The organism is Microcystis sp. LE19-10.1B (assembly GCF_027530565.1).
Taxonomy (GTDB): Bacteria; Cyanobacteriota; Cyanobacteriia; order Cyanobacteriales; family Microcystaceae; genus Microcystis; species Microcystis aeruginosa.
In genome coordinates, this window is record NZ_JAPZQM010000728.1 from 1 (window position 1) to 1,538 (window position 1,538).

At 36.6% G+C, this 1,538-nt stretch carries 2 protein-coding genes and 2 pseudogenes; 3 read left to right on the forward strand and 1 reads right to left on the reverse strand.

Translation table 11 applies throughout. From position 1 onward, the window contains the following. From O9332_RS26195 to O9332_RS26205, 3 genes and pseudogenes are all read left to right on the forward strand, one after another. Positions 1-214, forward strand: a pseudogene (locus tag O9332_RS26195) (hypothetical protein); the annotation flags it as partial. Between the two features lie 92 nt (positions 215-306). Further along, the gene (locus tag O9332_RS26200; RefSeq protein ID WP_002752205.1) at positions 307-570 is read left to right on the forward strand and encodes a hypothetical protein; all 264 of its coding nucleotides are present in this window, start codon (positions 307-309) and stop codon (positions 568-570) included. Next, positions 567-1,004, forward strand: a complete 438-nt coding sequence (locus O9332_RS26205) for a putative toxin-antitoxin system toxin component, PIN family (RefSeq protein ID WP_002761089.1) — start codon at positions 567-569, stop codon at positions 1,002-1,004. The genes O9332_RS26200 and O9332_RS26205 overlap by 4 nt, the downstream gene beginning before the upstream one ends. A 40-nt stretch (positions 1,005-1,044) precedes the next feature. Here the strand turns inward: O9332_RS26205 and O9332_RS26210 are convergent. Continuing rightward, positions 1,045-1,377: pseudogene (locus O9332_RS26210) on the reverse strand (ATPase); the annotation flags it as partial. Between the last annotated feature and the right edge of the window lie 161 nt (positions 1,378-1,538).

Consider the following 1,538-nt stretch of genomic DNA (forward strand, 5'->3'; position numbering starts at 1 on the left):
TAGCACCATGGCGTTTAACCTCAACGGTTTCAACTTCAACCAGTCGATTCTCGATTCTCAAGGTCGTGTAATCGGTACTTGGGCCGATGTGTTAAACCGCGCTGGTATCGGTATGGAAGTAATGCACGAGCGTAATGCACATAACTTCCCCTTAGACTTGGCTAGTGGTGAACAGGCTCCTGTAGCTCTGATTGCTCCTGCTATCAATGGTTAATTCCTAGTCTGAACGAAAAGGCACTCCCGCAAGGGGGTGCTTTTTTGTTGTTAGAATTATGATATAGCTCAATGTTAAGTGGAGTTAATTTTATGATATCCCCTCAAATTATTGAACTTGAACAAAAGTTACGAAATTTTTCGTTTGAAGATAAACAATGGTTATTAGAACAGTTACACAAGCATTTAGAAGTTTTAAAAGAAAATGTAAATAGAAAACAGGCCAAAGATTTGATTATGGAAACATTAAATGAGGTTCAAAATATGCCCGATAATTGTTATCATGAAGTTTGGCAAAAATTTGATGACGCTTGTGTGAGAATTTCAGGAAACTTAGAAGAATCTGATTTACTATGATGTTTGCTCAAGATTCACCTCTTGTTATTCTTGATACTTCGGTTTTTCTTTCAGCTTTGTTAAGTAAAAATCCTAACAGTGCGCCTTGTCAAATTATTCGTTATTGGCGAGAGGGTAGATTTAAGTTAGTTATTTCTCCTCAATTATTGGAGGAATTGGTTGAAAAACTATTACTGAAAAATATTGACAGAAATGATATTAAGGAGATTTTAACGGCTATTTTTTATACTGCTATCAAAATTCAAGGCATTTATCAAGCAACGCTACTCGATCAGGTTGATCCAAATGATAATATGTTTTTGGCAGCCGCTTACGAAATAGGTGCTGATTATCTAGTTTCTTTAGATAAAAAACACATTTTACCGCTAAAGCATTATCATCATACACAAATTTTATCGCCAAATTTATTCTTACAAGTTTTGCAAAATAGTTAAAGATAAAAATGCGATCGCATCTATTTGTAAAGAGATAATCCTAATCGTTAGGATTTCTTTTAAGATAAGATTTAAAGACAGGATTAATAGGAAAATAGGACGAGGTTTCTGATGGTAATTTATCCAGTAAACAGCGTCTCATTAATGACTGAATAGCTGCCCAAAATTGGGATTGAGAAAGGTCAAGATTACCAGTTTTGGGAAACTTTTCTACCGCTTCAGTTTGATTAGCTAACCAGTGCATCACATTTTTTTCTGTTGCGGATAAACGCTGTAAATGACATTCGATCGAGTCTTCTATATCTCCTAAATAAATTTCATTTTTCATTTGTTCTAAAAATAAGGATACTTCTCCATCAAATAGTTCAATAATGGCAACATCTCAAAAACCGATGAGAGGTAAGATGAAAGCCACGACAGCATCTCTGGCCTCTCAGCCTATCGCCTGTGGCTGTTAGGTAGTGTCTAGCTAGTGACCAACTTCCAGGCTGAGACTGTTCTGGGGAGCCGCCCGCGCTCTGATCAGAGCCGGCA

What these genes read in the sequence shown, in the direction of transcription:
- O9332_RS26205 (WP_002761089.1), top strand. Translation starts at nt 567, where the DNA reads ATGATGTTTGCTCAAGATTCACCTCTTGTTATTCTTGATACTTCGGTT.
- O9332_RS26200 (WP_002752205.1), top strand. Translation starts at nt 307, where the DNA reads ATGATATCCCCTCAAATTATTGAACTTGAACAAAAGTTACGAAATTTT.